Source organism: Neptunomonas sp. ABH4_499 (assembly GCF_056160565.1).
Window position 1 is genome coordinate 1 of the sequence record NZ_JBSWXK010000031.1, and the last position, 6,870, is coordinate 6,870.

Annotated in this window: 9 protein-coding genes; all 9 read right to left on the reverse strand. The window is 36.5% G+C overall.

Annotated features, from left to right (window positions below; all coding sequences use genetic code 11):
• Positions 1–84: 84 nt before the first annotated feature.
• Positions 85–957, reverse strand: a complete 873-nt coding sequence (locus tag ACXAF9_RS18015; RefSeq protein WP_475076754.1) for a hypothetical protein — start codon at positions 955–957, stop codon at positions 85–87.
• A gap of 136 nt (positions 958–1,093) precedes the next feature.
• The gene (locus ACXAF9_RS18020; RefSeq protein ID WP_475076758.1) at positions 1,094–2,266 is read right to left on the reverse strand and encodes a PAAR domain-containing protein; all 1,173 of its coding nucleotides are present in this window, start codon (positions 2,264–2,266) and stop codon (positions 1,094–1,096) included.
• A complete protein-coding gene (locus ACXAF9_RS18025) occupies positions 2,267–3,178 on the reverse strand; it encodes a hypothetical protein (protein WP_475076763.1) in 912 nt (303 codons plus the stop codon). It lies immediately after the preceding gene.
• Positions 3,162–3,512 carry a hypothetical protein gene (locus ACXAF9_RS18030; RefSeq protein WP_475076766.1) on the reverse strand — a complete coding sequence of 117 codons (351 nt, stop codon included), beginning with the start codon at positions 3,510–3,512 and terminating at the stop codon, positions 3,162–3,164. Before ACXAF9_RS18030 ends, ACXAF9_RS18025 begins: the two co-directional genes overlap by 17 nt.
• 25 nt (positions 3,513–3,537) lie before the next feature.
• A complete protein-coding gene (locus ACXAF9_RS18035; RefSeq protein ID WP_475075432.1) occupies positions 3,538–3,804 on the reverse strand; it encodes a PAAR domain-containing protein in 267 nt (88 codons plus the stop codon).
• 1 nt (position 3,805) lies between these two features.
• Complete coding sequence (locus ACXAF9_RS18040) at positions 3,806–4,741, reverse strand: hypothetical protein (protein ID WP_475076768.1); 936 nt, start codon at positions 4,739–4,741, stop codon at positions 3,806–3,808.
• On the reverse strand, positions 4,726–5,025 hold the full coding sequence (locus ACXAF9_RS18045; RefSeq protein ID WP_475076771.1) for a hypothetical protein: 300 nt from the start codon (positions 5,023–5,025) through the stop codon (positions 4,726–4,728). The genes ACXAF9_RS18040 and ACXAF9_RS18045 overlap by 16 nt, the downstream gene beginning before the upstream one ends.
• A 322-nt stretch (positions 5,026–5,347) precedes the next feature.
• Entirely contained in the window at positions 5,348–5,614 is a 267-nt protein-coding gene (locus ACXAF9_RS18050; protein ID WP_475075432.1) for a PAAR domain-containing protein, read from the reverse strand.
• Positions 5,615–5,616: 2 nt separating this feature from the next.
• Complete coding sequence (locus ACXAF9_RS18055; protein ID WP_475076775.1) at positions 5,617–6,618, reverse strand: hypothetical protein; 1,002 nt, start codon at positions 6,616–6,618, stop codon at positions 5,617–5,619.
• Between the last annotated feature and the right edge of the window lie 252 nt (positions 6,619–6,870).

The following is a 6,870-nucleotide window of genomic DNA, read 5'->3' on the forward strand; positions in this document are numbered from 1 at the left end:
AAGGGCAAAAAAAGCGGGTTTTCCATAATCGAACCGCATTATAAACCACTATAAATCATACGGTTACGTATTTTTCAGGGGCGACTAAATACGAATCAGCTTTTTATCAGGTGACAAAGATACGATCGAATCCGGATAAAACGTTTTCCAAGAATCTAATGAAACCAAAGACTTCCCATCCAAAACCAACATCTGGTTTGGAAAAACCTCATCTGCTACTTTATACCTATTCTTATAGCCAGTAACATATGCAACTCTATCTAGCACTAAGCCAAGTTCTTCCACATAGCCATCGAAATCATTGCCATCGAACAAATTCCAAACATCTTTGTACTTCGACCAAACCTTCCCGCTTATTTTTCCATAATCGTCCACTGGAACAGCATCTAACCAAGGCGGGCTTACAAGACTTTCATCCTCGACAAAAAATTCGACTTTAAACCTTTTACCAGTGCTTTTTGAGTTACTTGTATATTCAATATCAATTTCGCCCTGATCATCAAACCTCAAAAACTTAACATTACCACCTTCATATGAAACATCCTTATCACTGATAACACCAAATTTTTCTTTTTCCATCATACCTTTATTGAAAGATGAAGAGACGACAAAGGCTTTACTCTCACCCACCTTATTAATCCCATCTAATCGATAACTAGAAATAAAAATCTCTAGCTTTACATCATTGTGAAACTCATAATTTCTTTTATCGATATTAAATGGTGCAACATCTAGAACAATCTGGTTAACCCCATTTTTCAGATACTTTTTCAACCCAAACGTAGAACTTATATTTTTCAGATCGTTTGTTTTTAAAACTTCGGCATCATTAACAAACACCCTTAAATACATACTCTCAGATAGAATGCTAATATCATACGAATAATCATTAGCTCTAACCAAGTCACAATAAAAAACAAAACAAAAAGAAAAACAATAAAATAGGTTCTTAAACATCAACCTTACCTAGTGAGAGCAATTAACAGAGAGAAAACATCATAGATCAGAATCAGCCGTACCTTGGACAATGGCGGATGCATTATTCCCTTTTTGGAACAGGAATGAAGAGCTTCTAAACGGGCTATGGGTTTCATTAATAACCTGTATCGTAGATGTAACATACTTCGAATTTATCATCAAACTTACAAAAATACATCGCCCTTTCAGAAACATACTCACCATCTTCATTCTTGTAAGTCAATGGATTTGGTATAATGGAAATCATTTTCCCATCAGGCGATAACCTCATAAAATGCTCGCCTTCTTTTATTTTATAGAAGTCATCACCAAATGTAAGACCATCTTCATTCAAAGGATCACTTTCTAAAACCTCATCCGCAAAATCATCCACATCATAATTTATCACACTAGATAAATGTTTATTAACCCTATGCAAAATCTCTTTATAAGCCTGCTTATCATCTCCTTTTATAATCTCATAAACATTTTCATATCCATTCCATAGTTCTTCTTTGACATCTTCATTAACAGTATCGATTATTTGAGCATCAAGCCAACTCGGCTTAGCTAGATCCGCATCTTTAACAGAGAATTCTACAACTATCCTTTTCGAATTATCACCAGAAAATCTATTTGCGTAACGAATCGTATATTTTTTTATTCTAACATCAGATAAAACCTCCATAGCATCACTACTATTAACCCTCTCTCTTCCGATTTTTTTAGGCCCGTTATTTTGATACATAGTTTGGCTATCAGTATCAAACCTCAAATTCATCAAATCCAGAAAACTCTCTCCTTCAGACGAATTCATTGTCAATGCTAGATCTAAGTAGAACAACTCATCATCGAAGTCATACTTTTTAGCAGCCAAATCGTAAGGCTCTAAATCGATAACAATTTTATTATTACCATCTGCCAAATATTGGTTAGCATTTAAATTATAATTAATCTCACCTTTACCAAGCTTGCTAACGACCTCTGCATCATTTACATACATCTTTAAAACAGCCGAGTCGCCATCCAGCTTCACATAATAATATCTTTGCTCACTAACAACCAAACCACTACACAATAGACCAAATACAACAATTAGAACTTTAAAAAAAATATACGGGCGGCCATCAATCGACATTTTTGATGAGCCTTCGATGATGATCGCGCCGCAACACGTGCGATCACCAACAGTTGCAATGGGTCGACCGCCTGCATCAGAGTCCGCCGCGACTGATACGATAGCGGATGTGCCATGACCTTTTTTGGGACAGGAGTGAAGATCTCCTAAACGGGCTATGGGTTTCATCATCTAATCCTTGATATTCCATATCCCATTTTTATCCTTCCAAAGCATTATCATAATTCTCTCTTTCCTACCTAGAGATTTACTTAAATAAACTATTGGGCTTGGATCAAGCAAAGCTAATTTACCATTACCAACTATTATAAGATTGCTTTCGCTTGCATCAAACGCCCCTAACTCATAACCAAGCTCAGGATCTTTAAAATCAGAAAACAGACTTTCATAAATCTCATCTTCTGTCATACCTGTATCAACGCTATATTTATGCAAATAATTTTTTAGGAGCGACTTCACAGAGCCGTCTTCAATTGAGGCATAGGTTTTCTTATATCCACTCACAACCTCACCATGTTCTTTTTCAGATAAATCTACTGCTGAACTTCTATACTCACTATCATAAAAATCATAGGCCAACTCAAATTTAATTCTATACCTATTCCACTCTTCTAAAGCTCCTGAGCCTTCTACTTTAATAAATTTAACATCAGATATTGCTTGACTTCCTGCAGTATCGACTATCTCAAGTGAATTTTCGCTATTATTAACATTAACTTTAAAATCAAACACATAGCCTTCATCCAAAAAAACATCTGAACTTGCTTCAGCATCTTTTATTGAAAACCTAAACCGTGCACCATCCAAACTTTCATCTTTAACTTTAAACTCTATATCTATAACATTTCCACCTTTATACAAAAGTTGATTAATTGGAAATCGACTTTTAACATTACCCATTGTTCCTATTTGGAAACTCGGCGACATAGCCGGAACATCATTAACCCTAAACTTAAAACCAGACGCTGATATAGAGTATTCCAAGACAATTTTTTTTACTGAAGGATCCATATTATCTCCAAAAGCAACCAACCCAAACAAAACAAAAAAACTAAGACCAATAATTTTAAAAATATATCTCACCTAACACCCCACCTGGCCTTAATGAAATTTTCTTTTTAGCTTCGGCATTAATATCTGAAGACTCATCTTTAGTTTCCCAATCGTTCGACTCTTCATTAGACCAACCAATCTGTATTTTTGATGAATATTCTAATGTAACTCCAGACCACTTCAACTCACATTTCGCATTACACTTCTTCCCTTCCTCTGTTCTGGTTGAATAACCCGGACACCTCAAGAAGAGATATACTCCGCTCTTCACCAACAGAGGTGCCAGGATCACCGCCCCGAAGAAATACCAAATTGTTAAAGACGGTTGGAGTAGATATAAAAAAGCCCAAAGTACTTTGAACACTTTGGGCTTCTTAGGCTAGAAAGATTTAAGGCTCTACCAACAATGTTTCATCACCGGTGATGATCGTTCCACCATGGCTTGTCTTACAACCTACATAGGCAACGGGGCGGCCATCAATCGACATTTTTGATGAGCCTTCGATGATGATCGCGCCGCAACCAGTGCGATCACCCACAGTAGCAATGGGTCGACCGCCAGCATCAGAATCAGCCGCTACTGATACGATGGCGGATGTGCCATGTCCTTTTTTTGGGCAGGAGTGAAGATCTCCTAAACGGGCTATGGGTTTCATATTAAAATGAATAATCGTTTGATATAAATACTGGTTCAAACTTACCATTTACCTTTTTAAACGCTATATTAAGACGACCAGTCTTCCCGTCTTTATCCCAGGCTAAGGGACTATAAATAAATCGCGACAAAAGTCCACCGGCCAATATTTCCATTTTAACATTAGAGAAATCAGGCTTTTTCAAAACTGCACCATTTTGATCAATTTTTTCAAAATGCTTACTAAGGTCTTTTATAGTATTTTCAAACGTCCAATCATAATAAAAATTAGATATAGACTTATAATATGGTGTAAGTTTTTCCATATACTCGATTCCCTTACCACTATCAATATAGCTATAAGCGTCCATATAGGCATCTTTTAATTTATCAAAGTCTGTTTCATCTATTTTCTCACCATCCAGCCAATAAACATCTTTTGTCTCAAAGCTTTCAATAAATATAACAAAAGATACAAGAGTTGATTTTTCTGGAATTGAACCAGCATAGAAAATAGATTTTTCGGATTCAAATTCATCTTCTACCTTAACTGTTCCCTCATCATTAGATTTTAATTTTACAAAAGCATCTTGATCTTTACGTTTAATTTCAATTAATCCATACCTTTTCCCAGCTAGCCTGACACCTAACTTAATTAGTGCCTTTTCGCTTAATTCACGAATAATCTTATCGTCTTTCTTATAAGCTCCCAGAAAGTTAACCTGAACCTCATTTTCACCCTCTTTCAAGTAAATATCTATTGGCACCAACAATGACCTTGATTGAATACTTTTATTTTTAACAACAGGCAAACCATTAATTCTTATATCATACACCGTATCAACAGATCCGATTGAAATATTTGCACCACTGCCAGCTATAACAATTCCTGAAAAAGAAATTAATCCTAAAAAATAAAATAAAAATAAATAAGTCTTACTAATCATTCCTTTATCCATGCTGGTATATTATCCGTCACTTCGTCCACCGTAGGCTTCATTAAATAAGCCTCGGTTTCTGCTAGCCCTGATTTTGCATCACTCTGACTTTTATTATCAATTCCATCTCCTGTATTATCATAATCTTTACCTGAAATCTCAAATGCAATCCCAGCTTTAAGCTTTAGTCCTTCAAAGAAAGGTCGTTTGTACTTCTGATTCCCCCCATTCTCAAAAGTTGTTTTCCACTGATAATTCCAACCTCTATTTAAGGAACCATAAACACCTAAAGCAGCCTCCAACATGTACACTTCGGCTCTAACCCTCAATGTAACGGTAAAGGAGTAATCTTGCGCGGTGTGCGTGACACTCAGCAGCAGGTAATCGGCGCACTCTTCAGGGGTATCGTCGTGGCGTTCCAGCGTGAAGCTTCACGGAAGATGGACTCGGCAATCAGCTCTATCGTTTAGTTTTGGTAGATCTTGCAGTCGCTGGTTTGGGTCAAAAACCAAAACCACGGCACGATTACTGCCCCGAAGAAATACCAAATTGTTAAAGAGCGACTTGAGTAGATATAAAAAAGCCCAAAGTACTTTGAACACTTTGGGCTTCTTAGGCTAGATAGATTTAAGGCTCTACCAACAATGTTTCATCACCGGTGATGATGGTTCCACCATGGCTTGTTTTACAACCCACATAGGCAACGGGGCGGCCATCAATCGACATTTTTGATGAGCCTTCGATGATGATCGCGCCACAACCAGTGCGATCACCCACAGTGGCAATGGGTCGACCGCCAGCATCGGAATCAGCCGCGACAGATACGATGGCGGATGTGCCATGTCCTTTTTTTGGGCAGGAGTGAAGATCTCCTAAACGGGCAATGGGTTTCATATCTAATCCGTTGCTATAGATACAGCATGAATGTTCATATTCTTATCGAAATAAAATACTGGCGAAACTTCTATATAATGATCAGCCCAATGAATAGGAGTAGGTAAGATCCTTACAAACCTACCATTATTGAACTGTTCAAAACTATATTCTTCCTTTGAGAAATCAAATTCTCCAAAAGCTTGCCCCTCGCCTATATTCTGAGGGTTCATGGCATCCATATTTTTAACAAAATAATCCTTATCACCTAAGCCATATGCTTTTGCTGTTCTATCCCAAACATCGGAAAAGAGATCTAAATATTCTTCTCCATTATTATGTTCAACATACCCTCTAATGTCTTTATACTTATCTACAACTTTACTTTTTACTTCATCTGTAAGGTCGAAAGGTATTGCATCGCCCCAGAAAGCCTCGTCCAAATTATCATCATCAATGTAAACTGTAATTTTGACAAGATTACTTTCATATTCTTTTCCAAAGTTAGTGACAAAAGAGGATGTGGAAAATTCACTAACACTTCCTGTATTAGCTACCTCACCCTCTCTATTAAATTCAATATTTTTTAGACTCTTATTAATGGCTTTATATTTATCACCATCTTGCACAAGATAGATAACATCCACGCTATCATCAATGTTTTTCGATTCAACATCCAACCTAACTGATATAAAAAATCCGTCTGCTAAATCTTTATCAAATACAAATGATCTATCTTTTAATAATCTTGACTGCTTAAAGTTAACAGTTATTTCATTTTTACCGGGGATCAGCATCTGATTGATAGGCTGCGAACTAGCCAACTCTTCTGGAAAGCTTTTTTTGATAACAGGAATCCCATTAACCCTAATATCAAACATCGCATCCCCCCCACTGAAATACAATCTATAATTCTTCATCCCTGATGCCTCTAGATCTTTATTAAAAAAAATCATATAAAAAAATATTAGAAAAAAAAGAAATAATAAAAATTTAAATTTTTTCCAAAGGTGGATTATATTCATCAAAATCTTTCACTGAGGGTTGTATTAAAAGATGGGTATTTTCAAGTGACTCCTGTTCACTTGAGCAGTCGTCACTATTGCCACTGGCGCATAATAATTTTTCATTATAATCTGCCTATATATTTCTGCATAACTTTCTTTCAGGCCCCAAAAATTAGTCCCCCCTGAAAAACACCCTTTACGCACGGACCAAACTCAGGCTCTGTGCGTTCATTTCTCTTCTTTCCAATAACCCGATCAAATACACTGCCA